The organism is Gorillibacterium sp. sgz306347 (assembly GCF_059735245.1).
The window spans coordinates 1-21,314 of sequence record NZ_JCAPET010000066.1; the positions used below are offsets into that span (position 1 = coordinate 1).

The 21,314-nt window shown below is 57.9% G+C and carries 20 protein-coding genes and 1 riboswitch; of the genes, 15 read left to right on the forward strand and 5 right to left on the reverse strand.

All coding sequences use genetic code 11. The features are described from left to right. Positions 1 to 133: 133 nt before the first annotated feature. Genes queE through queC form a run of 3 tightly spaced genes read right to left on the reverse strand, consistent with a single transcriptional unit; the run spans position 134 to position 2,449 of the window. Positions 134 to 1,192, reverse strand: coding sequence for a 7-carboxy-7-deazaguanine synthase QueE (gene queE / locus AC6I6H_RS21135; protein WP_497956434.1), 1,059 nt, complete (start codon positions 1,190 to 1,192; stop codon positions 134 to 136). 13 nt (positions 1,193 to 1,205) lie between these two features. After that, positions 1,206 to 1,712 (reverse strand): 6-carboxytetrahydropterin synthase QueD, encoded by a 507-nt coding sequence (gene queD / locus AC6I6H_RS21140; RefSeq protein WP_497956405.1) that lies wholly within the window; start codon positions 1,710 to 1,712, stop codon positions 1,206 to 1,208. Then, positions 1,709 to 2,449 carry a 7-cyano-7-deazaguanine synthase QueC gene (gene queC / locus AC6I6H_RS21145; RefSeq protein WP_497956406.1) on the reverse strand — a complete coding sequence of 247 codons (741 nt, stop codon included), beginning with the start codon at positions 2,447 to 2,449 and terminating at the stop codon, positions 1,709 to 1,711. The genes queD and queC overlap by 4 nt, the downstream gene beginning before the upstream one ends. Positions 2,450 to 2,541: 92 nt before the next feature. After that, positions 2,542 to 2,585: riboswitch (PreQ1 riboswitch) on the reverse strand. 190 nt (positions 2,586 to 2,775) lie between these two features. Here queC and AC6I6H_RS21150 point away from each other — a divergent pair. From AC6I6H_RS21150 to AC6I6H_RS21165, 4 genes are all read left to right on the forward strand, one after another. Further along, the gene (locus AC6I6H_RS21150) at positions 2,776 to 3,174 is read left to right on the forward strand and encodes an Rrf2 family transcriptional regulator (RefSeq protein ID WP_497956408.1); all 399 of its coding nucleotides are present in this window, start codon (positions 2,776 to 2,778) and stop codon (positions 3,172 to 3,174) included. An 82-nt stretch (positions 3,175 to 3,256) separates the two neighbouring features. After that, positions 3,257 to 3,631 carry a class I SAM-dependent methyltransferase gene (locus tag AC6I6H_RS21155; protein ID WP_497956410.1) on the forward strand — a complete coding sequence of 125 codons (375 nt, stop codon included), beginning with the start codon at positions 3,257 to 3,259 and terminating at the stop codon, positions 3,629 to 3,631. A 61-nt stretch (positions 3,632 to 3,692) separates the two neighbouring features. Then, entirely contained in the window at positions 3,693 to 3,968 is a 276-nt protein-coding gene (locus AC6I6H_RS21160) for a hypothetical protein (RefSeq protein ID WP_497956411.1), read from the forward strand. 277 nt (positions 3,969 to 4,245) lie between these two features. Beyond that, positions 4,246 to 5,157, forward strand: coding sequence for a DMT family transporter (locus AC6I6H_RS21165; RefSeq protein WP_497956412.1), 912 nt, complete (start codon positions 4,246 to 4,248; stop codon positions 5,155 to 5,157). Positions 5,158 to 5,807: 650 nt separating this feature from the next. Here the strand turns inward: AC6I6H_RS21165 and AC6I6H_RS21170 are convergent. Then, complete coding sequence (locus tag AC6I6H_RS21170) at positions 5,808 to 8,159, reverse strand: putative bifunctional diguanylate cyclase/phosphodiesterase (RefSeq protein ID WP_497956414.1); 2,352 nt, start codon at positions 8,157 to 8,159, stop codon at positions 5,808 to 5,810. Between the two features lie 283 nt (positions 8,160 to 8,442). On the opposite strand from AC6I6H_RS21170, the gene mgrA reads away from it, so the two are divergent. Continuing rightward, positions 8,443 to 9,438: an L-glyceraldehyde 3-phosphate reductase gene (gene mgrA, locus AC6I6H_RS21175; RefSeq protein ID WP_497956415.1), complete on the forward strand. Its 996-nt coding sequence runs from the start codon at positions 8,443 to 8,445 to the stop codon at positions 9,436 to 9,438. Positions 9,439 to 9,541: 103 nt separating this feature from the next. Here mgrA and AC6I6H_RS21180 read toward each other — a convergent pair whose 3' ends face one another. After that, on the reverse strand, positions 9,542 to 9,865 hold the full coding sequence (locus tag AC6I6H_RS21180) for an antibiotic biosynthesis monooxygenase (protein ID WP_497956417.1): 324 nt from the start codon (positions 9,863 to 9,865) through the stop codon (positions 9,542 to 9,544). 279 nt (positions 9,866 to 10,144) lie between these two features. On the opposite strand from AC6I6H_RS21180, the gene AC6I6H_RS21185 reads away from it, so the two are divergent. The 10 genes from AC6I6H_RS21185 (at position 10,145) to AC6I6H_RS21230 (ending at position 20,635) form a co-directional block, all read left to right on the forward strand. Then, positions 10,145 to 11,032 carry a threonine/serine exporter family protein gene (locus tag AC6I6H_RS21185; RefSeq protein ID WP_497956419.1) on the forward strand — a complete coding sequence of 296 codons (888 nt, stop codon included), beginning with the start codon at positions 10,145 to 10,147 and terminating at the stop codon, positions 11,030 to 11,032. 12 nt (positions 11,033 to 11,044) lie between these two features. Beyond that, a complete protein-coding gene (locus tag AC6I6H_RS21190) occupies positions 11,045 to 11,470 on the forward strand; it encodes a threonine/serine exporter family protein (protein WP_497956421.1) in 426 nt (141 codons plus the stop codon). A 1,113-nt stretch (positions 11,471 to 12,583) separates the two neighbouring features. Next, positions 12,584 to 13,537 (forward strand): ABC transporter permease, encoded by a 954-nt coding sequence (locus AC6I6H_RS21195; RefSeq protein WP_497956422.1) that lies wholly within the window; start codon positions 12,584 to 12,586, stop codon positions 13,535 to 13,537. Beyond that, a complete protein-coding gene (locus AC6I6H_RS21200) occupies positions 13,527 to 14,480 on the forward strand; it encodes an iron chelate uptake ABC transporter family permease subunit (protein WP_497956423.1) in 954 nt (317 codons plus the stop codon). Before AC6I6H_RS21195 ends, AC6I6H_RS21200 begins: the two co-directional genes overlap by 11 nt. After that, on the forward strand, positions 14,477 to 15,235 hold the full coding sequence (locus AC6I6H_RS21205; protein WP_497956425.1) for an iron ABC transporter ATP-binding protein: 759 nt from the start codon (positions 14,477 to 14,479) through the stop codon (positions 15,233 to 15,235). The genes AC6I6H_RS21200 and AC6I6H_RS21205 overlap by 4 nt, the downstream gene beginning before the upstream one ends. Before the next feature lie 212 nt (positions 15,236 to 15,447). Beyond that, a complete protein-coding gene (locus AC6I6H_RS21210) occupies positions 15,448 to 16,482 on the forward strand; it encodes a siderophore ABC transporter substrate-binding protein (protein ID WP_497956426.1) in 1,035 nt (344 codons plus the stop codon). 155 nt (positions 16,483 to 16,637) lie between these two features. Continuing rightward, positions 16,638 to 17,861, forward strand: coding sequence for an ABC transporter substrate-binding protein (locus AC6I6H_RS21215; protein ID WP_497956427.1), 1,224 nt, complete (start codon positions 16,638 to 16,640; stop codon positions 17,859 to 17,861). A gap of 44 nt (positions 17,862 to 17,905) precedes the next feature. Then, positions 17,906 to 18,775, forward strand: coding sequence for a carbohydrate ABC transporter permease (locus tag AC6I6H_RS21220; RefSeq protein WP_497956429.1), 870 nt, complete (start codon positions 17,906 to 17,908; stop codon positions 18,773 to 18,775). Beyond that, on the forward strand, positions 18,775 to 19,596 hold the full coding sequence (locus AC6I6H_RS21225; RefSeq protein WP_497956431.1) for a carbohydrate ABC transporter permease: 822 nt from the start codon (positions 18,775 to 18,777) through the stop codon (positions 19,594 to 19,596). Before AC6I6H_RS21220 ends, AC6I6H_RS21225 begins: the two co-directional genes overlap by 1 nt. Positions 19,597 to 20,434: 838 nt before the next feature. Further along, complete coding sequence (locus AC6I6H_RS21230) at positions 20,435 to 20,635, forward strand: cold-shock protein (protein WP_497956432.1); 201 nt, start codon at positions 20,435 to 20,437, stop codon at positions 20,633 to 20,635. The last annotated feature ends 679 nt before the right edge of the window (positions 20,636 to 21,314 follow it).

Here is a 21,314-nt window from a genome sequence, read left to right on the forward strand (position 1 = left end):
ACCACGGCATAGCCAAAAAATCCACCCTGAAATAACGCAACTTTAGTTTCATTTTCTGTGGTGCCCGCCAGGGCATGGGTGGCTAACGGGAGAATAGCTGCTCCAAAAAGCTGCTGCCGTAAAACGCTCCGCGTCAGCGGTTATCCACCTTTTCGGGATAGAGATCGTGCTGGAGCAGCCGCTGCCGGGCCATGTCCGCAAAGGGCGTGCCCGGCTTGCCGTAGTTGCAGTACGGGTCGATGGAAATGCCGCCGCGCGGCGTGAATTTGCCCCATACCTCGATGTAGCGCGGGTCCATCAGCTTGATGAGGTCGTTCAAAATGATGTTCATGCAGTCTTCGTGAAAATCGCCGTGGTTGCGGAAGCTGAACAGGTACAGCTTGAGCGATTTGCTTTCCACCATTTTGAGGTCCGCCCGGGCCATGACACGGTCCACCAGGCGCTCATACGCCCGCAAAAGCGAGGCGGAGAGGGCCTCTGCATCCGGCTCCGCCGTGTCGGCGTTGCCGGTTTGTAGAAAAAGCGGCACCCGGGGATACCGTTTGTGCACATGGGCGGCATAGTCGAGATCGGCGCTGTCGAAAATGACGATTTTCAGGCTGAAGGCGCGGTCCTCCGCCGCCTGACATGCGCTTTCCAGACGCTCCACAATACCGTCCAGCGCCGCGAAGTCCGTCTCCATTACCGAGCTGGGCGGCTTCGGGGAAAGCGTCACTTCGTTGATGTCGGCCAGCCAGGGCTGCCAGATCGAGCCCTGCGTTTCCACGGCGGTGCGGATGCCGCGTTCGCGCAGCAGGCGCACCAGTCCGCCAAGCTGCGGCAGCAGGGCGGGGTTGCCGCCGGAGAGTGTCACGTGGGAGAAGCGGTCTCCGCCGATCCGGCAGAGCTCCTCCCACACATCCTCCGGCCGCAGCAGACGAAGCAGGCTTTTGCCGCTGCCGTCCCACGTAAAGGCCGAATCGCACCAGACGCAGCGGTAATCGCAGCCGGCGGTGCGGACGAACATCGTTTTCCGGCCGATCACCATGCCTTCGCCCTGAACGGTCGGGCCAAAAATTTCGAGGACGGGGATCGGCCTCCCGGCGGCAGGGAGAGGAGCCCCCGCGCCTGCGCTCCGCGCGCCGGCCCTCGGACCGGCAGGTTCCCCCGCCAAAGGAGCGCAGGCCGCTTTCCGGCTCTCCGATGTATCCATCGCGTCTGCCGGTCTATTCATCGGCCATCCACTCCCTTCGGGCTTCCGCGTAGCTGGCCGGCGTTTCGAACAGGCGGACAAATTCGGTCCGTCCGCCCGCCACGCGCGTGCAGTACGGCTCCGATTGGAGCGCGGCCTCCATTTGCTCATAGAGCCAGACGACGATGTTTTCCGCCGTTGTGTTCATGCGCGGCAGCGTCTCGTTCAGGTAGCGGTGATCGAGCCGGCCTTCGATTCGGCTTTTCCAGATCGCCTTCAGCTCTCCGAAATCGGCGGCGATGCCCGTCTCGTCCGGATACCCGCTGACGCCGAAAACGACCCGGTACGTATGGCCGTGCAGGTTTTTGCATTTGCCCTCGTAGGCGTGCAGGTGGTGGGCCGCGTCAAAGGTAAACTCCTTGGCGACCAGCACCCGCTTGCGGTGATAGCGCAGCTGCTCCGGCGCGATGTCTTCACCGAGCCGCTGCGCACGCTCCGGGATGACGAAGGGGCCGGGCGAACGGTCGTGTCCGGCGCTCATCGTGCGCCCTCCCGGCAGGCCGGGGCGTCCGGGCGCCGCGCGTTTGCTGCGTCATCCGCGCCGTTCCTGCCCGCCGCTTTTTCGGCGGCTTTTTCCGCCGCGTACCGCTCCAGTCCCGCGCGGCGCAGCTTGCAGGCGGGGCATTCCCCGCAGCCGTCGCCGGGGATGCCGTTGTAGCACGTAAGTGTCCGCTCCCGCACATACTCAAACGCCCCAAGCTCGTCGGCGAGCCGCCAGGTTTCCGCTTTATCCAGCCACATCAAGGGCGTATGGATGACAAACGGGTGGTCCATCGCAAGATTCAGCGTAACGTTCAGCGATTTGATAAACGAATCGCGGCAGTCCGGGTAGCCGCTGAAGTCCGTTTCGCATACGCCGGTCACCAAATGGCGGGCGCCCTTCTGCTTGGCGGCAATGGCCGCAAAGCTGAGAAACAGCAGGTTGCGCCCGTCTACAAAGGTGCTCGGCAGCTCGCCCTCCTGCTGCTCGATGGCGATGTCCGTCCGCGTCAGGGCGTTCGGCGCAAGCTGGCCGAGCAGCGACATGTCGAGCACGGTCTGGGCTACGCCGAGGTCGCGGGCGATGGCCGCCGCGCAGTCCAGCTCCTTCCGGTGCCGCTGGCCGTAATCGAACGTAACCGCCTCCACCTCCCGAAAGGTCTTTTTCGCCCAAAAGAGGCAGGTGGTGCTGTCCTGGCCGCCGCTGAAGACGACGACCGCTTTTTCCTCCCGAAGCATAAAAAAATCTCTCCTTTCCCGTTCAAGGGCGACAGAGAGATTCAGGAATCCATCAAAAAACAAGCCTGGCCGTGAAGCTTGAAAAACACCGGGCATCATTAGTTTTTTATAGAGGGAGTTCGCGAACCTCTCCCGCGCGCGAAGCGCGGAGTCTATGAAATTGGCCGGCCGTGTCGGCCGGACGCGTCCGAAGCCGGGCCGCGCGGGTTTCATTATAGCACAGAAAAGCGCCGGGGGCGCTCTTTCTTGCACCGGCTGCAGTTGACATGAAAAACCAACAAGGATATTATGGATAAACAAACTCTGTTTTAAAAGGGGGAGCGAAAGTGAACTATTCCAGAGCCACGGACTATGCGCTGCATACGCTCCTTTTTCTCGCGCAGGCAGCACCCAAAGAAACCGTTAGTGTTCTTATTCTCGCGGAACGGCAAAACGTTTCCCCGACCTATCTCTCGAAAATCCTGACCAAGCTCACCAAGGCGGGGATGATTGAATCCATGCCGGGCGTGAATGGCGGGTACAAGCTGAAAAGCAGCTGGGAGACAATCTCCTTTCTGGATGTGATTCATGCAATAGAAGGGCAGGCTTCTTTTTTCGATTGCAATTTTAACCATCATGGTCCGCAATGTCCGATTCATAAGGTCATGATACAGGCCGAAGACAAGATGGAGGATTACTTAAAAAGCCAGACGATAGCGAAGCTTGTGAAAGAGCTTCAAAAGTAACTTCTTTTTTTGCTCTAATTAAGGATAAAAAGAATCTTTATTATCTTTGATTGAAGAGGATTCTATAAGGGAGGGCATGCCGATGATGAAGGAGATCTACAACGAATCCGCATGGGAAAAAGCCTGGAAGGAGGATTTTTCTACGGGTGTCCATACGATGAAAGCTGCGGGGATTGATCCGGTACACGCATTCGACCTACAGGCGCAAACGTTTAACGAGCAAGCGTTCAGCGAAGAGGGAAAACAACGCACCAAACGGATTATCAACTGGCTGGAAAGCCAGGGGGTGGAGCTTGAAGGAGCATCGGTATTGGATATCGGGGCGGCATCCGGAGGATTTTCAATTCCTTTTGCGGAAAAGGGTGCTCGGGTGACAGCCGTTGAGCCGTGTCTTCCCCTGGCCGAGCTTCTGGAAGAAAACATCGCCAGGCCCCAGAGAGCACAGCCTTGCCGATGAGATTCTGCCCCTGCTTAAACACGCACCCGAAAAGCCTCATAATTCCGAGATGATCTATTTGATGCAGCTGCTTTATCTGAAAGGGTACTCCTTTCATTCTCTCGTAACCCGGGAAATGAAAGAAATGGAGGTGTCCCGGGAAGCGGCCATTGAGGAGGTATTGAGCCGGCTGAAGCTCTACAAGCTGCCGGCGGACGAAGAAACCCGCCGTGTCGTTCAAAAGCACCTGGATCAAAATTATTCCGCCGAGACAATCTCGATTCAGCAGGGGGGCCGATTTGGCAAGGTGCTTATTAAGCTGGAGGATCAAACCATGCACGTTTCCAAGCAAAAATAGGGCAGCGCCACTGCTGCTCCCTGCGCATGTCAGTGCCGCCCTCTGCGCAGGCCGGCTCCGCCGCGGCGCAGCCGCAAAGAAAAGCAGCCCCGCCACCGTCGACTGACGGCTATCGGAGCTGCTTTTACTGTTGGCTCGAAGGGCGGGGCGGCCCGAGTCTCCGGTCCATAATGTCGATTTGTTGTCAATTTATTTACAGTCAATCCGCTCCGCCCGGCGTTCTGCTACAATAGGGAGAAATTAGATCATACGAATGGTTGCGGAAGGAAGTGGGGACGTGAAAGGCAGAGATCTGGCGGTTTTGTTTTTGCTCGCGGCCATATGGGGAGCGTCGTTTCTGTTTATGAAAATCGCCGCGCCGGTTATCGGGCCGGTTTTTACCACCGAGCTGCGGGTCGTGCTGGCCGCGGCCGCCTTGCTTTTGGTTGCCCTGCTGTCCAAAAAGAAAATCGCCGTCTGGCGGAAATGGAAGTCGTTTCTGCTCCTCGGCGCGCTGAACGCCGCCGTACCTTTCTCGCTGATCTGCCTGGCGGAGCTGCACCTGAACGCTTCGCTTGCGGCCATCTTGAACGCAACCACGCCTTTGTTCACGGCTCTGGTGGCCTGGGGCTGGACCAAGGACAAACTGACCGGCTGGAAGCTGTTCGGCTTGACGGCGGGCCTGGCGGGCGTCGCCGTTCTGGTCGGCTGGAGTCCGACGCCGCTTGACCGGGCGGGGCTCTATTCCATCGGCTATTCGCTGCTGGCCGCGCTGGCCTACGGCTTCGGGGGGATCTATTCCTCCCGGAGCTTCAAAGGAATGAGTACGCTCGACATGAGCATCGGCCAGCAGCTGGGCGCGAGCGTCGTGCTGCTGCCTTTGGCGCTCGCTTACTTGCCGGACCGGATGCCGTCCGCGGATGTGGTGTACGCTGTTCTCGCCTTGGCCCTGATCTGCACGGCGGCCGCTTATCTGCTGTATTTTCGGCTCATTCGCAGCATCGGGCCGGTAAAAACCATAAGCGTCACTTTCCTTGTCCCGATCTTCGGCATCCTCTGGGGCGCCCTGTTTTTGCAAGAAGAAATTCACGCCAATACGCTAGCGGGACTCGCCGTCATTCTGGGCAGCGTCGCCCTGCTGAACCTGCGCAAGCCGGCTCCCGTCCCGGCGCAGCCGCAAAAAGAAGCAGCCCCGATCGCCGTCGACTGACGGCTTTCGGAGCTGCTTTTTTGTTTGCTCAGCGGGGCTGGTCCCGCCGCCCTGCAAGTCCCGCCTCCCGGGGACCGGGAGGCGGGCTCTTTCGTTAACACGGCAGCGTCGGCAGCCGACGCGACGAGTTCAACCTCCCCGCGATGAATCGCGGTTATGTTTAGGCTTGGGTGAGCCGCAGCGTCGGTCTGGGGTTAGCGCAACCCCAGGTGAGCGTGCGGTTATGTTTTACCCGCTGCAACCGCGGCCAGAAGGCGGCGGTCCTTCTTTGCCTACCCGGTGAAGCCGGAGCGGAGCAGCCGGAACGGGGCGCAGAAGCGGCAGCGTTCGCCTTTGTTTTCGGGGAATATCCGCCGCCGGTTTCGTTCAATCGGATTCCCCGAAAACAACAGCGATCGAAGCTCCGTTCCAGGCGGCGCAGCTCCGGCGTACACCGGACGCTTCGCTTTTCCGTTTTCCGCCGTTTGCAGCACCGGCATACACCGGAGGCGATTTGCTTTCCGCCTTTTGCCGGCGCAGCACCGGCGTACACCGGACGCGCTTCGCTTCCCGCCTTTGCCGGCGCTCCGGTTTGGACGTTACGCTTTCCCGCCTTTTGCCGGCACAGCTGGAGCGCTCGCCGGTTCATACCGGCCGGATTGCCGCTCGCCTCACGAAACGATCGGCTGAGGCGCATCCGGCGGAAGATTAAAGTACCGGTCCGTCTGCTCCGCGTTCAGCGGCGGGCTGATGTAGTAGCCCTGGATGTGGTCGCAGCCGACCGCGCGCAGAAACTCATGCTGCGCCTGGTCCTCCACTCCCTCGGCGACCACCCGCAGCCCCAGATTGTGGACGAGCTCGACGATCGCCTTCACCAAAGTCCGGTCGGAGGCCGACAGCTCGTCGCCGGAAATAAAGGAGCGGTCGATCTTCACCGTGTCCACCGGGAAGCGCCGGAGATAGCTCAGAGAAGAGAAGCCGGTGCCGAAGTCGTCCAGCGCAACGCGGATGCCTCCTTCGCGGAGCAGCTGAAGCTGGGCGGCCGCCTTTTCGCCGGACATAAAGACGCTTTCCGTAATCTCCAGCTCCACGTTTTCCGGCGGAATGCGGAATTCCCGCAGCGCATGCAGCAGATGGCCGCTAAAGCCGTCCTGCTCCAGCTGGATGACGGACACGTTGATGGCGGCCTTCATGGCGAGACCGCGGTCGCTCAGGCGGCGAAGATCGGAAAGCACCCGGCGGATGACCCAATTGCCGATCTTGGTGATGGTGCCGCTGGACTCGGCCAGCGGAATGAACTCTGCCGGGGAAACCGGGCCGACGGCCGGGCTGCTCCACCGGATCAGGGCCTCCAGCCGTTCCACCGCCAGCGTTTCGGTCGAGACGATCGGCTGGTAGTGGACGGTGAACTCGCCGCGTTCGACCGCATTGTCGAGATGCTCCTCCAGCAGCCGGCGGCGGCCTTCCTTCATCTCCAGCTGATCCGAATAAATCAGCATGCGGTTGCGGCCCGTCTCCTTGATCCGCTGCATCGCCAGATCGGCCCGCTTAAGCAGGCTTTGGGCTTCCAGGCCGTGATAAGGAAAAAGGCTGGCGCCAATGCTTGTCGTCACGTGCAGCAGATGCCCGCGCAGCAGATAGGGGTCCTGAAGCGTCCTGCGAATGTAGTTGATTTCCTTTTCCGCCTCTTCCACGCTTTTCAGATTGGCCAGCATAACGGCGAACTCGTCGCTTCCGAGACGGGCGGCCGCATCCCGTTTGCCGATGGAGGCGACGATCCGGCGTGCGCCCTCCTTCAGCAGATCGTCGCCGATCTCGTGGCCGCGCAAATCGTTCACGCGCTTGAAAAAATCAAAATTGACCAGCAGCAGCGCCAGAAACCGGGAGCCTTCCCGGGCAGCCTCCATCTCGGCTTCTACTTGCCGGTACAGCCGGTTGCGGTTTGGCAGCTTGGTAAGGGGATCGATTTCAGCCTGTTCCCGCAGCTTTTCCTGCGCTTTTTCCAACGACCCCATCATCCGGTTAAATTCGTTCTCAAGATCGGCAAATTCGTCATTGCCCGTTGCGGGAATGCGGATGGTAAAATCCTGCTTCCGGCCGATCTGCCGGATTTCCTGGACCAGATTGCCGATCCGGAACAGGATGGCCCGGTTCAAGTAAAGGATAATCAGCACCGCCAGCAGAACGCCGCCGCCCAGAAGCAGGGCGCCGAACATGGAAACCGCCTTTTTGCCGTTCTCGTAGAGCGCACGGTTTTGTTCGACCTCCAGAATAATGGAAGACCGGCCGACGATGTCCCGGATCGCAAGACGCGCTGAAATCCGGTTGTCCGGCAAGGTGGCATAATCGGGTTCCCCGTCCGCGGAGGGGAGAGGGGCGTCCGCATCGGCCGGATACAAGGAAACCTGGGACTTGCGATCCGTTCCATGGAGCGTCATCAGCTTGCGGTCCAGCGCACGGGCCGCCAGAAAAGCGCCTTCGACATGCCGGTCCGAGCCGGATGAAACGATCGGATAGGAAACAAGCTGAAAAGGTTCCCCTCCGAGCAGCACCAAACCGGAATAAGGCTCTTGCGGGACCGCGGGACGCAGCAGCCACCCGCCTTCGCTGACCAGCAGCCGTCTCCAATCGTCCGTGAGCGGTTCCAGAAGCCCTCCCGTCCGGGCTTGTCCGTACAAGTTCCCCTCTGTATCCGCGAGGGCGACCATGTCCAGTCCGTCTCCAGTGCCGGTAGCCGTCTGCATCCGTTTTAAAAAATAGGCGCTTACGGAGGAATTGGAAGAAAGCTTGCGCAGCGTCCCTAACGTTTCGGTAAGCGAAGCCTGCACGCGCATGTGATCCACAAAGCTGTGCCGGTCTTCCTCCAGCGCAAACTGAACGCGTTCGACCGACGAACGCAGCACTTCCCCGTCCATCCGGTCGAAGCGGTCCAGCAGAATCCGGTCCAACCCGGCAAGGGCGAGCGAGGCCCCGAACAAAAGCAGCAGCGTGATAAATAAAATGACCCTACGGCGAATCTTCACATTGATCGTCCCCTAGCAAGGAGGTGGTGGAAAGACAGAAAGGCGGTCCGTCTCGGTGCGATTCGGCGCTCGGGACGGGCCGGCCTCGGATGTAAGCGGGGCGACACTCTACTTTATAATAACGGCATTTGCGGGGTGGATTGTGAGGCGAAAAAGCGGAGGGCGCATATTATTACCGGGAATCAGACATTATGCTATAGGGAACGGACATCGCGATATGCCTCCCGGCGGGAGCGGATGGTATACTAGGAAGGCAAGCCAATCGAAAAAGGAGGGTGCAACCTTGACTTATTCGGCCAACGAGAACAGATACGAATCCATAAAGTATTTCCGGTGCGGGGCCAGCGGGCTGAAGCTGCCGGCCATTTCCCTGGGGCTTTGGCACAACTTCGGCGGTGTGGATACCTATGAGAATGGACGCGCCATGGTACGCCGGGCGTTTGATCTGGGGATCACCCACCTGGACCTTGCGAACAACTACGGACCGCCTCCGGGCTCGGCGGAGGAAAACTTCGGCCGCATGCTCCGCCACGACCTGAAGCCGTACCGGGACGAGCTGGTCATCTCCACCAAAGCGGGCTATTACATGTGGCCGGGACCGTACGGGGATTGGGGCTCCCGCAAATACCTGGTATCCAGTCTGGACCAAAGCCTGAAACGGATGGGGCTGGATTACGTGGATATTTTCTATCACCACCGGTTCGATCCCGAAACGCCGCTTGAAGAAACGATGGGGGCGCTGGATCAGCTGGTTCGCCAGGGCAAAGCGCTGTACATCGGCATCTCCAACTATTCGGCCGAGCAGACCGAACGCGCGGCGGCAATCCTGCGCGAGCTCGGAACGCCGTGCCTGATTCACCAATTCCCTTATTCGATGTTCGACCGCCGTGCCGAAGCCGAAGGCTGGCTGGACGCGCTCGACAAGGAAAAGATCGGCAGCATCGCCTTTTCGCCGCTGGCGCAGGGCATCCTGACGGACCGCTACCTGAAAGACATTCCGGCCGATTCCCGGGCTGGCAAAAGCGGCACGTTCCTGCGGCCCGAAGCGCTTACCGAAGACCGTATGGAAAAGGTGCGCAAGCTGAACGAGCATGCCATGGAACGCGGGCAAAAGCTGTCCCAGATGGCGCTGTCCTGGGTGCTTCGCGGGGGAAGAGTGACGTCCGCTTTGATCGGCGCCAGCAAGGTCGGCCAGATCGAGGACGCGGTGGAAGCCGCTCAAAACCTGGCCTTCACGGCGGACGAGCTGTCCAAGATTGAGGCGATTTTGAACGGGTAAGCTAGAAGCCGAACAAGCAAACGGAGGCGAGTGGACCGCGGTCCATTCGCCTCCGTTTTTGGATTGTTTTGAAGCCGGGTATACGACAGTTTTCACCGCGGATTCATTCCGGACGGGGAGACTTGACGCCCCGGAGCTCATAGAGGCCGACTTCCACGCTGAGGATATGCTCCGGCTTGCCCGCCTCTCTTTGCTTGCGATGTCCCTCGAGATGCGCGTCGCTTTTTTCCCACTGCTTCCAATGGTCCTCGGACTCCCAGCGGACCTGGATCATCAGCTCGTCCTGGCCTTTGCTCCGTTTTTTGACAAAAACGCTGGCATCGACAAAGCCGGGCGCTTGTTCAACCGCTCCTTGCTTCAAAAAATGCTCCACCACTTTTTCCGCGGAGCCTTCCGTCACGACCATCTTGCGAAACATTACCAGCATCCGGCACCCTCCTGAAAACGAAATTGATTGAGAAATTGAGAAATTGAGAAATTGAGAACAGAAGTGCGAAACTGTTTTTATTCTATATGAGAATGATTATCATTGTCAAAGAAACTGGATCAAAGGTCGTCCTCTATTTCGTCCCGTTTTGCGGTATACTCAAAGCAAACGGACAAACCGGTGGTGCCAAAAGGAATGGGTCGAAACGACAGCCGGCGAATGACGCCGGACACAAAACAAGGTAGAAAAGCAGCAGGGGACGGCGCGAACCCGCGGGACATGAAACAAGGTAGAAAAGCAGCAGGGGACGGCGCAAACCCGCCGGACAGGCTTCACGGGCTTGCGCCGGAGCCGGGCGGATTGGAAAACGGAACGGAAGCGGCCGGGTGTGTGGAGGCTGCGGGCCGAGCGGCGGAGCCGGGCCGGGAAGAAGAGTACCGGATTATCGAGCTGTGTCTCCTGGCCGGCAAGCTCATGCTGCAAAACGGCGCGGAGACGTACCGGGTCGAAGACACGATGTCGCGGATTGCGGCTTCGTTCGGTATCGTACTCGCGCACTGTTATGTGACGCCGACCGCGATCATGTTTTCCACCAGCGAGGCGGACCCGGCGCGGCTGGTCCGCATATCGGAGCGCTCCACCAATCTGAACAAGGTGATGGCGGTCAATGCCATCTCCCGCCGCATCAGCAGCGGAGAGCTGCCCCCCGAGCGGGCCGCGGACGAGCTGAGGGCGGTGGAAAAAGGCCGCATGGCGTATCCGCTTGCGGTCCAAATCGCGGCGGCCGCATTGACAAGCGGCTGTTTTCTGATGATGTTCGGCGGCGGCTGGCCCGATTTTCTGCCTGCTTTTGCGGCGGGGGGGCTCGGCTTTGCCTGCTCCGTATTTGTTCACCGGCTGGTGCCGATCAAATTTTTCGCTGAGCTTCTGGCTGCTTTTCTGGTCGGAGCGGCCGCGTTTTTCTTTGTCCAGACGGGCCTCGGCGAGGAGGCCGATCTGATCATCATCGGGGCGGTTATGCCGCTTGTTCCCGGGCTTCTGATCACCAACGCGGTGCGCGACCTGATGGCCGGCCACCTGGTCTCGGGCATTTCCAAAGGGGCGGAAGCGCTGTTGACGGCGGCCGCGATCGGAACCGGGATCACCATTATTTTTTCATTTCAGTAAAGGAGCTTTTCCATGCTCGTTCATCTGATTACCAGCTATATCGCGTCCGCCTCGTTTGCGATCCTGTTTCACGTCCCTCTGCGCTCCCTGGTGCAATGCGGGTTCGTTGGCATGATCGGCTGGGCGATGTACATTTCTCTGGTCGAGGCGGGCTACGACGCGGTCGTGGCTACGCTGGCAGGCGCGTTTGCCGTTACGGTCATCAGCCAGGTCTTCGCCCGGCTGTTCAAGACGCCGATTATCGTGTTCAGCGTCTCGGGCATTATTCCGCTGGTCCCGGGCGCATTGGCGTTCGATGCGATGCGGTCCATGGTCGAGGGCGACTACGCGGCCGCTGGGCCGTACGCGTCTAAGGCGCTGATGATGTCGGGGGCAATCGCCCTCGGGCTGCTCTTCTCCGAAGTGACAAACCAGATCTTGCGCCGCACCAAGCTTTAGCACTGCGTACCCGCGGCGGGACGGCGGTCCCTTGCGCAGGCGCGCGGGCAGCGCCAGCGGCGGCGGACCGCCGGGCAGGCCGCACGGGCAGCGCCAGCGGCGACGAGACCGCCTGGCGGATGCGCGGGCAGCGCAAGCAGCGGCGGACCGCCGGGCAGGCGCACGGGCAGCGCCAGCAGCGGCGGACGAAACGCCATCCACAGCGGATGGCCGTTTTGGTTTGCAATCTGACGGCTCCCTTTTTAAGATTGCACCGCAACACGAACCTGAGAAAAGGGAGCACTCCTGAGGGAATGAATCCGGAGGAGAGAGGCACATTCGGACTTCTCTGTTTGACGGCCTATTTTCTTTGCCCGCCACACAGATCAAACTCAAATTATGTGTGCACTCAGGAAGAAGCGAAAGGCTAACGGTTGCCACAGGGCTTATTCGCGTCAAAACCGTCCTTTTTTTACGCTAACGGTTGCCACAGCGCTTATTTTGCAAAAATCGGTCGAAATCAAGCAAAAAATCGAAAATAAGCTTCGTGGCAACCGTTAGATTTCGAAACGCCTCTTTTTGGGGCAAATAGCCTCTGTGGCAACCGTTAGCGCAACCGCCGAGCAGTAAGCGTAACCGATAAGGAGTTAGCACAACCGCCGAGCAGTTAGCGCAACCGCTGAGCAGTTAGCGCAACCACCGAGCAGTTAGCGCAACCGCTGAGCAGTTAACCCAACCGCCGAGCAATTAGCACAACCGCCGAACAGTTAGAGCTGCCGCTGGCAGCTCTAAAGCGTGAGCAAGTGTAAAACGAGGATTCCTTTTGCACTCGCCTCCGGCGACCGCCACGGCAATACGTATCTTCTATTTTTCCATCCCCCGCTTCCTTCGCCGAAAAGGAGAAGAGGAAGTTAGTTCCGCCTGCATCATCCTCTATATATTCATTCCGCGATTGGGATAATCAGTGACTATTGTACGTTCGGCGGCCGTCCGCTCATCAGCAATCTGCCTTAAAAAGACGGCGTCTTTGGTGAAAAAAGGTTGACACCCGAAGAAGGCGGCGGGTATGATAGGCATTAAAGTGATAATGATTCTCATTATCAAAAGATTATGTTTAGCCGCCAAAGGAGAGTCATGAAAAACCGTTATCTGCTTCCGGCGCTTGCGATTCTTTCCTGCGTCTCGCTTTTCGTCGGCGTCAAGGATATTTCGCCGCTCGATTTGTTTCGGCTTACGGACGATCAGCTGCAGGTGTTTTTGATCAGCCGGGTGCCGCGCTTGATCAGCATTCTGATCTCGGGCATGAGCATCAGCGTCGCAGGCTTGATCATGCAGCAGCTCGCCCGCAACAAATTTGTCTCGCCGACCACGGCGGGCACCATGGATTCGGCCCGGATGGGCGTGCTGGTCTCGATGCTGCTGTTTTCGACCGCCGGCATGCTGGTCAAGATCGCCGTGGCGTTTGTCTTTGCGCTTGCGGGGACGCTGCTCTTCATGAAGATCCTGGACAAGGTTCGCTTCAAGGACGCTATCTTCATTCCGCTCGTCGGGCTCATGTTCGGTAACGTCGTCAGCTCGCTCACCGGCTTTTTCGCCCTGAAGCATGATTTGATCCAAAGCATGTCCGCCTGGCTGCAAGGGGATTTCTCCATGATCATGGCGGGCCGCTATGAAGCTCTATACATAAGCATTCCGCTGCTGCTGGCGGCGTATCTGTTCGCGAACCGGTTCACCATCGCGGGGATGGGCGAGGATTTTGCCGCCAATCTCGGCCTCAACTACCGTTTTGTCGTCAACAGCGGGCTCATCATCGTCTCGCTGATTTCCGCCGTCACGGTGCTGACCGTCGGCATGCTGCCCTTTCTCGGGCTGGTGGTTCCGAATCTGGTGACGATGTACCGGGGGGATCACCTGAAAAAAAGCCTGTGGAGCACCGCCTGTCTGGGTGCGAGCTTTGTTCTCTTTTGCGATATTCTGGGGCGCGTTGTCATTTATCCGTTTGAACTTCCCATCGGTTTGACCGTCGGCGTGATCGGCAGCGCGATTTTCCTTTACCTGTTGATGAGGAGAAGCGCTTATGAAGCTTAACGTGAACGCCAAGCTGTGGCTGCTTGCCGGTCTGGCCTTGGGGCTCGCGGCCGTATTTTTGCTGATTCAGGCGGGGGGCAACTGGGATTACGTCCTTCCCCGCCGCTCCCGGACGCTGCTCGCCGTCGTGCTGACGGGCGGGTGCATCGCGTTCTCGACCATCGTGTTCCAGACCATTACCAACAACCGGATTTTGACGCCCAGCATCATCGGCCTGGATTCGCTGTACATGCTGTTTCAAACCGCCGTCGTGTACGCGGCCGGGTCCGTCGCCTTGAGCGCCGCGGGCAAAAACGTCAACTTCCTCGTTTCGGTCGCGCTGATGACCGCATTTACGGCGGTTCTGTACAAACTGTTTTTTCGCGGGGAAGGACGCAATCTGTACTTCCTGCTGCTGATCGGCCTCGTATTCGGCACCCTGTTTCAAAGCGTGTCGACCTTCCTGGAGGTGCTGATCGATCCGAACGAGTTCCTGGTTGTTCAAGGGAAAATGTTCGCCAGCTTCAGCAAGGTCAACGCCGACATTCTGCTGCTGTCCGTCATCGGCACGGCGGCTGCCGTCGCTTTCGCCGCGCCGTACTTCAAGTATCTGGATGTTCTGGCGCTCGGGCGGGAGCACGCGGTCAACCTGGGCGTTCCCTACGATCGGGCGCTCAGACGCCTGCTGGCTGTCGTAGCGGTGCTCGTCTCCATCTCGACCGCTCTGGTCGGGCCGATTACGTTCCTCGGCCTGATCGTCGCCAATATCGCGCACGAGTTTTTGCGCACGCACCGGCACTCCCGGCTCATTCCGGGCGGGATTCTGATCTCCGTCATCGCCCTGGTGGGCGGCCAGCTGATTGTGGAGCGCGTGCTCGACTTCACCACGTCGCTCAGCGTCATTGTGAATTTCGCCGGGGGCGTCTATTTCATCTATCTTTTGCTGAGGAGGAACAAGGCGTGATCGAAGTCAAAGCCGTTTCGAAGCGGTACGGCGGCGTCAAGGTCGTCGACGAGGTGTCCGTCGCCATCCCGAAAGGGCGCATCACCTCCTTCATCGGGCCGAACGGCGCCGGCAAAAGCACCCTGCTGTCGGCCATCAGCCGTCTGACCGGCATCGACGAAGGAGAGGTCCGGATTGACGGCAAGCCCGTCGGCGCTTACAAAAGCGGTGAGCTCGCGCAGAAGATTTCGATTCTGCGGCAGTCGAACGAAATCAACGTCCGGCTCACGATCCGCGAGCTGGTTTCCTTCGGCCGGTTCCCCTATTCGCAGGGGCGGCTGAAAGAGACGGATTGGCGGCATGTCGACGAGGCGATCCGTTATATGGAGCTGACGGACATCGCGCACAAGTACCTCGATCAGCTGAGCGGCGGGCAGCGCCAGCGCGCGTTTATGGCGATGGTCATCGCGCAGGACACCGAATACATCTTGCTCGACGAGCCGCTCAACAACCTGGACATGAAGCATTCCGTCCAGATCATGAAGATGCTCCGCCGCCTGACGGAGGAGCTCGGCAAAACCATTGTGATCGTCATCCACGACATCAATTTCGCGTCCTGCTATTCCGACTACATCGTCGCATTGAAGCAGGGCCGCATTGTGCAGCAGGGACCGGCCGCCGACATCATCGACACCTCCGTGCTGGAGGACGTCTACGAGATGACGATTCCGATCGAGACGATCGGCGGAAATAAAATCGGCATTTATTTTTCCTGAATTCCGGATGAAACCGCCCATACCGCTTGCCGCCGCTTTACGGATTGCGTTCCCATCGTCCGGCCCTTTCGCGGAGGGCCCCCGACGTCAGGCTCCGGACGAAAACCGGACGCACAGGCCGAGAAGCGGAGCAAGTGCCCCCGGCGGATGAAATCATATCCCGCAAGCCGTTTCTGCGGCGGCGGAAACCATACTTTAACGAGGTGACCCCTGTGAAAAAAACGAGACGTTCTCTTTCTCTTCTGTTAGCCTTGACCTTCACCGCTTTTACGGCCGCCGCGTGCGGAACGGATTCCGCTTCGGGCGGGGAAACGAGCCCTTCGGCGAGCCCGGCTGCGAGCGCTTCTTCGGCCGCGTCGACAAGCCCGGCCGCGACCGCCGAGCCGTCGGCAGCCTCCGGCGAAGTTACCGTCAAGCATAAGCTTGGCGAAACGGTTGTCGAAGCAAATCCGCAAAAGGTCGTCGTCTTCGACTTCGGCACGCTTGATACCCTGGACAAGCTGGGGATCGAAGTGACGGCCGTGCCGAAGCAAAACCTGCCGAGCTACCTGTCCAAATTCGAGGACGCGAAATACGAAAACGCCGGCGGCCTCATGGAGCCGGATTTCGAGGGCATCAACGCCCTGAAGCCGGACCTGATCATCATTTCCGGCCGCCAGCAGGACTCCTATGAGGAGTTCAGCAAAATCGCTCCGACGATCTTCATGGGCGTTGACGCAGCCGATTACCTCGGCTCCTTCACGGAAAACGTGAAAACGATCGGCGAAATTTTCGGCAAGCAGGCGGAAGCCGAAGCCGAGCTGGCCGCCGTGTCCGATTCCATCGCCAAGGTGAAGGAAGCTTCCGATCCGGCTCAAAAGGGTCTGGTCATTCTCGTTACCGGCGGCAAAGTCAGCGCCTACGGCCCCGGCTCGCGCTTCGGAATCATTCATGATGAATTCGGCATCGCGCCGGCGGACGACAAGATTGAGGTATCCACGCACGGCCAAAGCGTGTCCTTCGAATACGTGGCCGAGAAAAACCCCGACTACCTGTTTGTGGTGGACCGGGACGCGGTCGTCGCGGGCGATGCCGGCCAGGCGCAGGGCGGAGCGAAGGAAGTCGTGGAAAACGACCTCGTCAAGAACACCAACGCGTACAAAAACGGCAAGATCGTCTACCTTGACCCGAACTACTGGTACCTGTCCGGCGGCGGCCTTCTGTCTGTTGCCGAGATGGCGAAAGAAGTGGAAGCGGGCATTCAGTAATAATCCGGCAAATTCCCGGCCCATCCGGCGCCGGCGCCTCCAAAGGCGGCCGTCTCCTTCGTCAGCGCGAAGGGGGCGGCCGTCTTTTTCCGTTTCCAGAGCCGCAAGAAAGGGTATAAAACATCAGAAATTGACAGCAGGGAGGTTGGGCGGCGATGAAGCTTGCCAAATCGGTTCTAACGGGCTTGCTTGCAATGCTCCTGCTTTCCGCCTGCGGCGCGCAGGGAGGCGCGGACGGCGTGGTGGAGCTGGAGTTTTTTCAGAACAAAAACGAAGCCAAGGAGATTTTCGACGAGCTGGCGGCCAAGTTTAACGCGGAAAACCCCGGCATCCGGGTGGTTCAGGTGAACCCGCCGGACGCCGAAACGGTTCTCAAAACGCGCATTCTCAAGGAAGATCCGCCGGACATCCTCGGCCTCGGATTAAACGATACCTTTAAGGTTCTGGCGGAAAGCGAGATTTTTGCCGACTTTCGGAACGATCCCCTCCTCGACCGCCTCCGCCCCGTGTATGTCGACATTCTCGACACCTATACCGGGCGCGAAGAGCTGAACGGCATTCCCTACGCGGCAAACGCCAACGGCATTATCTACAACAAGACGCTGTTCGACGAGCTGGGGCTGGAAATCCCGCAAACGTGGGACGAGCTGCTCGCGACGGCGCAAAAAGCACAGGAAGCGGGAAAGGTTCCCTTCTACTTCACGATCAAGGACGCCTGGACGACCCAGGTTCCGTTTAATTCGCTCGGCTCCAACCTGGTCGGCCTCGATTTCTTCGACCGCCTGGCCGCAGGAGAGGCAACGTTTGCGGGAGAGTTCCGGGAAGTGGCCGAGAAGCAGCTGGAGCTGCTGCAATACGCCAATCCGAACCGCAACGGAATGGGCTATGCCGACGGGAACATGGCGTTCGCGCGGGGCGAAGCGGTCATGTATTTTCAAGGCATTTGGGCCATCCCGGAGATCAAAAAAGCCAATCCGGACATCGACCTCGGGTTCTTTTCCATCCCGACCGGGGACGAGCCGGGGGAGTCCAAGCTGATCTCCGGTGTGGATACGCTGCTCACCATCGACCGCAACACCAAATACCCGGAAGAGACACGGGCGTTTCTAGAATTTCTGCTGCGGCCCGAAAACACCAAGGCGTACATTGAGTCGCAGTCGGTCTACCCGGTGGCGAAGGATGTCGTTCAGGACGACCCGGCGCTTGACGCCATTGCAGAAGCGATGGAAGCGGGCGATGTGCTGGACTTTACGGACCATTTTATCCCGGTCGCGATTCAGCCGCAGGTGATCATTCAATCCTTTTTGCAAAACGGGGACATCGACGGCTATTTGAACACGCTGGACCGGGAATGGAAGAAATACGCCGACCGCCAGTAAGCGAACGGGAGGCGACGCACTCATACACGAAAAGAGGGACTCGCATGGCAAAACGAAAAAACCTGGCTTTTTTCTGGATGGTGGTGCCGGGAATCGTGCTGTTTTTTGTTTTCCACACGCTTCCCGCCATTCAGGGCATCTACTATTCGTTCACGAACTGGAACGGCTTCGGCTCCAACTACGAGTTTGTCGGCTTTAAAAACTACCGCAATCTTCTGAACGACAGCAACGTCTGGAACTCTTACCGGTTTACGTTCCTGTTTGCCGTCGCGACGACGATTTTGATCAACCTGCTGAGCCTGCTGATCGCGCTCGGGCTGAACGCGAAAATCCGGTTCCGCAACTTTTTCCGCGGGATTTACTTTTTGCCGAATATTTTGAGCGTGCTGATTGTCGGGTTTATCTTTAACTACCTGTTCGCCAACGTCTTTCCGATCTGGGGAGAGGCGCTCGGGAGCGAAACGCTCGCCGGAAACCTGCTGGGCAACGAGAAGCTTGCCTGGGTCGGCGTCGTGATTGTGGCCGTCTGGCAGGGGATCGCGTTTAACACGATTTTGTACCTCGCCGGGCTGCAGACGATTCCGACCAATCTGTACGAGGCGTCCAGCCTGGACGGGGCGAGCAAATGGCAGGAGTTTCGGCACATTACGTTTCCGCTCATCGCGCCGTTCTTTACGATTAACATGGTGCTCGCCATGAAAAACTCCCTGATGGTGTTCGACCAGATCATCGCGCTGACCAACGGCGGACCGGGCCGCGCCACGGAGTCGATCTCGCTGATGATTTACCGCGGCGGCTTCCAGGGCGGCGAATTCGCCTACCAGACCGCCAACGCGGTTCTGCTGTTCCTGGTCATTGCGGTCATCTCCTTTGTGCAAATCCGATTCCTCCAGAGAAGGGAGATGGATGCCTGATGCGGACGAAAACGAATTGGGGCGCCAACCTCGCCGTCGCCTTGGGAACGATCGTCATCCTGTTCCCGCTCTACATGACCGTATCGATTGCGCTTAAAACGCCGGAGGAAATGGCCGATTCGATCTTTTCCCTGCCGTTCGGCCTGCATTTCGAGAACTTTGCGGAAGCCATCCGGCTAACCAACTTCTACCGGGCGCTCGGCAACAGCGCCTTGATCACCGTGCTGACCGTGGTGTTCACGGTGCTTACGACCTCGCTGCTGGCGTATGCGATCGGGCGCAACATGAACGAGAAGAAGGTTTACAAAGGCTTGTATTATTATTTTGTCAGCGCGATGTTTATTCCGTTTACGATTATCATGCTGCCGGTGGTGAAGCTGACGACGGCGCTTCATATGAACCACCAGTACGGCCTTACGCTGCTGCACATCGTGTACGGGCTGGCGTTTAACATTTTCGTCTACGTCGGCTATATCAAGTCGATTCCGAAGGCGCTGGAGGAGGCCGCCACGATGGACGGGGCGGGCACCTGGGGGACGTTCTGGCGGATTATTTTCCCGCTGATGGCCCCGATCAACGCAACGGTAGGCATTCTCATGTGCCTGTCCACCTGGAACGACTTTATGCTCCCGCTGATCATTCTGAGCGATCCTTCGCAGTATACGCTGCCGCTTGTGCAGTATATTTTCCAAGGGCAGTTCAGCATCGAGTTCAACCTGGCGTTTGCGTCATATCTGCTTGCGATGCTTCCGCTGGTCATCATCTACCTGTTCGCCCAGCGCTGGATTATCGAGGGGGTGACCAAGGGGGCGGTGAAGTAGGGTGTTTGGCGTGGAGAAGGAGCTGCATGTGGATACATGCGTGACGGGAAACATTTCTCAAGGTCATCCAAATATTGTATATTGAGAAGGCTAGGTGCCGGAATCATGGATATGATGCGATTCTGCATCATTTTGCGGACCAACAGGATGAGCACGAGGGAAAATGCTGCAAAAATACAGTTTTATTCGTCCTTTGACGAAAATCCGGCCGCCAACGGTAAAATATCCTGCAGAATGGCAGTAATGAAGGAGAAAAGTCCTTTTTACTCGTAACATTGCTGTATAATCGCAGGAAAATGCGGTTCAGGTCGAAAACACCGAAGGGATAGAGGGGACTGCCGGGTGTTCTCAACCACTTGGTTTGTGTATGTATTTGGACGAAAGACAAAAAGGCGATAGGCCGGCGCTTCTTTTGCTTGGTCTATCGCCGTTTTGTTCAACCGCTTTTATCTGGAGGAGTCATGCCGCTCGTTTGGGGGTCCGAATTTTTCACGCTTTTCATTTTCTTTTCCTATTTGGTGGTCATTCCATAAAAATGAGGGTGTCCTTTAGCTTTGTGCTCTGGGCGGTGCTTTTTGTGTGGGGGGGTGGCATTCTTTTTTGCTGTGCTGTTATTAGGCGCTTGAAATGCGAAATTAGTTTTGCATTGGGCTGGATGATCGCTTGCACTCGGTAACCGGGTGTGGTAAAATGATAATTGTTGTAAAGATGAAACCTGAAATTCTCCTATTTCCAAGGGTTCTCTTCTTTATCGGAGCCTTTTGAAATGTGAGAATTTTTTATTTTTCAGTGAAAATAAAGGTTCCATGTTAAATATAATTTTGTGGAGGTATATCCCATGCAACAAGGTACAGTAAAATGGTTCAACGCAGAGAAAGGCTACGGCTTCATCGAAGTTGAAGGCGGCAGCGACGTATTCGTACACTTCAGCGCCATCGTTGGCGAAGGCTTCAAATCCCTCGACGAAGGCCAACAAGTTGAATTCAACGTGGTTGAAGGCAACCGCGGCCCGCAAGCCGAAAACGTTGTAAAACTGTAAGAACCGAACAAGAAACAGCCTTTGCCAGCCGGCAGAGGCTGTTTTTTTGTGTTAGATGGGTACGTGGCGGTTAGGTGCGTTTGTGTGCGATAGATGCGTCAGATGCGTTGTGTGCGTTAGATGCGTTAGTGGCGGTTAGGTGCGTTGTATGCGATAGATGCGTCAGATGCGTCAGATGCGATAGATGCGTCAGATGCGATAGATGCGTCAGATGCGTCAGATGCGTTGTGTGCGTTAGATGCGTTAGATGCGTTAGATGCGTTGTGTGCGATAGATGCGTCAGTGGCGGTTAGGTGCGTTGGTTGCATTAGTAACGGTTAGGTACGTTATGGCGGAAGGAACTCCTCTGTGAGAGGCGGAGCATGAGCGGCTGGAATGGAGCGGAACGGCTTCTTCTTAAAGGGCGACCGGACTGCATAAAAGGGCGACCGGACTGCATAAAAGGGCGACCGGACTGCATAAAGGGGCAACTGGACTGCATAAAGGGGCGACCGGACTGCTTCCCATTACATGGTGCCAGGTTTTCGGCAACCCAGGTTAGGAAAGGAAGCGGCAGGTAGTGAATCATCTTCGACAAAGGAAAAGAGGTGCAAAGTGCTCTTCTGTCAAGAAAGTGGACACCTCTAAGTTACATGACCTGGTCATAGTAGCGCTGCTCAAAACGCACCGGGGAAATGTA

Coding starts and splice junctions, on each gene's coding strand:
- queE (WP_497956434.1), bottom strand. CDS start 1,192: ATGGATACATCGGAGAGCCGGAAAGCGGCCTGCGCTCCTTTGGCGGGG.
- queD (WP_497956405.1), bottom strand. CDS start 1,712: ATGAGCGCCGGACACGACCGTTCGCCCGGCCCCTTCGTCATCCCGGAG.
- queC (WP_497956406.1), bottom strand. CDS start 2,449: ATGCTTCGGGAGGAAAAAGCGGTCGTCGTCTTCAGCGGCGGCCAGGAC.
- AC6I6H_RS21155 (WP_497956410.1), top strand. CDS start 3,257: ATGATGAAGGAGATCTACAACGAATCCGCATGGGAAAAAGCCTGGAAG.
- AC6I6H_RS21160 (WP_497956411.1), top strand. CDS start 3,693: ATGCAGCTGCTTTATCTGAAAGGGTACTCCTTTCATTCTCTCGTAACC.
- AC6I6H_RS21180 (WP_497956417.1), bottom strand. CDS start 9,865: ATGCTGGTAATGTTTCGCAAGATGGTCGTGACGGAAGGCTCCGCGGAA.
- AC6I6H_RS21185 (WP_497956419.1), top strand. CDS start 10,145: ATGAAACAAGGTAGAAAAGCAGCAGGGGACGGCGCAAACCCGCCGGAC.
- AC6I6H_RS21190 (WP_497956421.1), top strand. CDS start 11,045: ATGCTCGTTCATCTGATTACCAGCTATATCGCGTCCGCCTCGTTTGCG.
- AC6I6H_RS21195 (WP_497956422.1), top strand. CDS start 12,584: ATGAAAAACCGTTATCTGCTTCCGGCGCTTGCGATTCTTTCCTGCGTC.
- AC6I6H_RS21200 (WP_497956423.1), top strand. CDS start 13,527: ATGAAGCTTAACGTGAACGCCAAGCTGTGGCTGCTTGCCGGTCTGGCC.
- AC6I6H_RS21215 (WP_497956427.1), top strand. CDS start 16,638: ATGAAGCTTGCCAAATCGGTTCTAACGGGCTTGCTTGCAATGCTCCTG.
- AC6I6H_RS21220 (WP_497956429.1), top strand. CDS start 17,906: ATGGCAAAACGAAAAAACCTGGCTTTTTTCTGGATGGTGGTGCCGGGA.
- AC6I6H_RS21225 (WP_497956431.1), top strand. CDS start 18,775: ATGCGGACGAAAACGAATTGGGGCGCCAACCTCGCCGTCGCCTTGGGA.
- AC6I6H_RS21230 (WP_497956432.1), top strand. CDS start 20,435: ATGCAACAAGGTACAGTAAAATGGTTCAACGCAGAGAAAGGCTACGGC.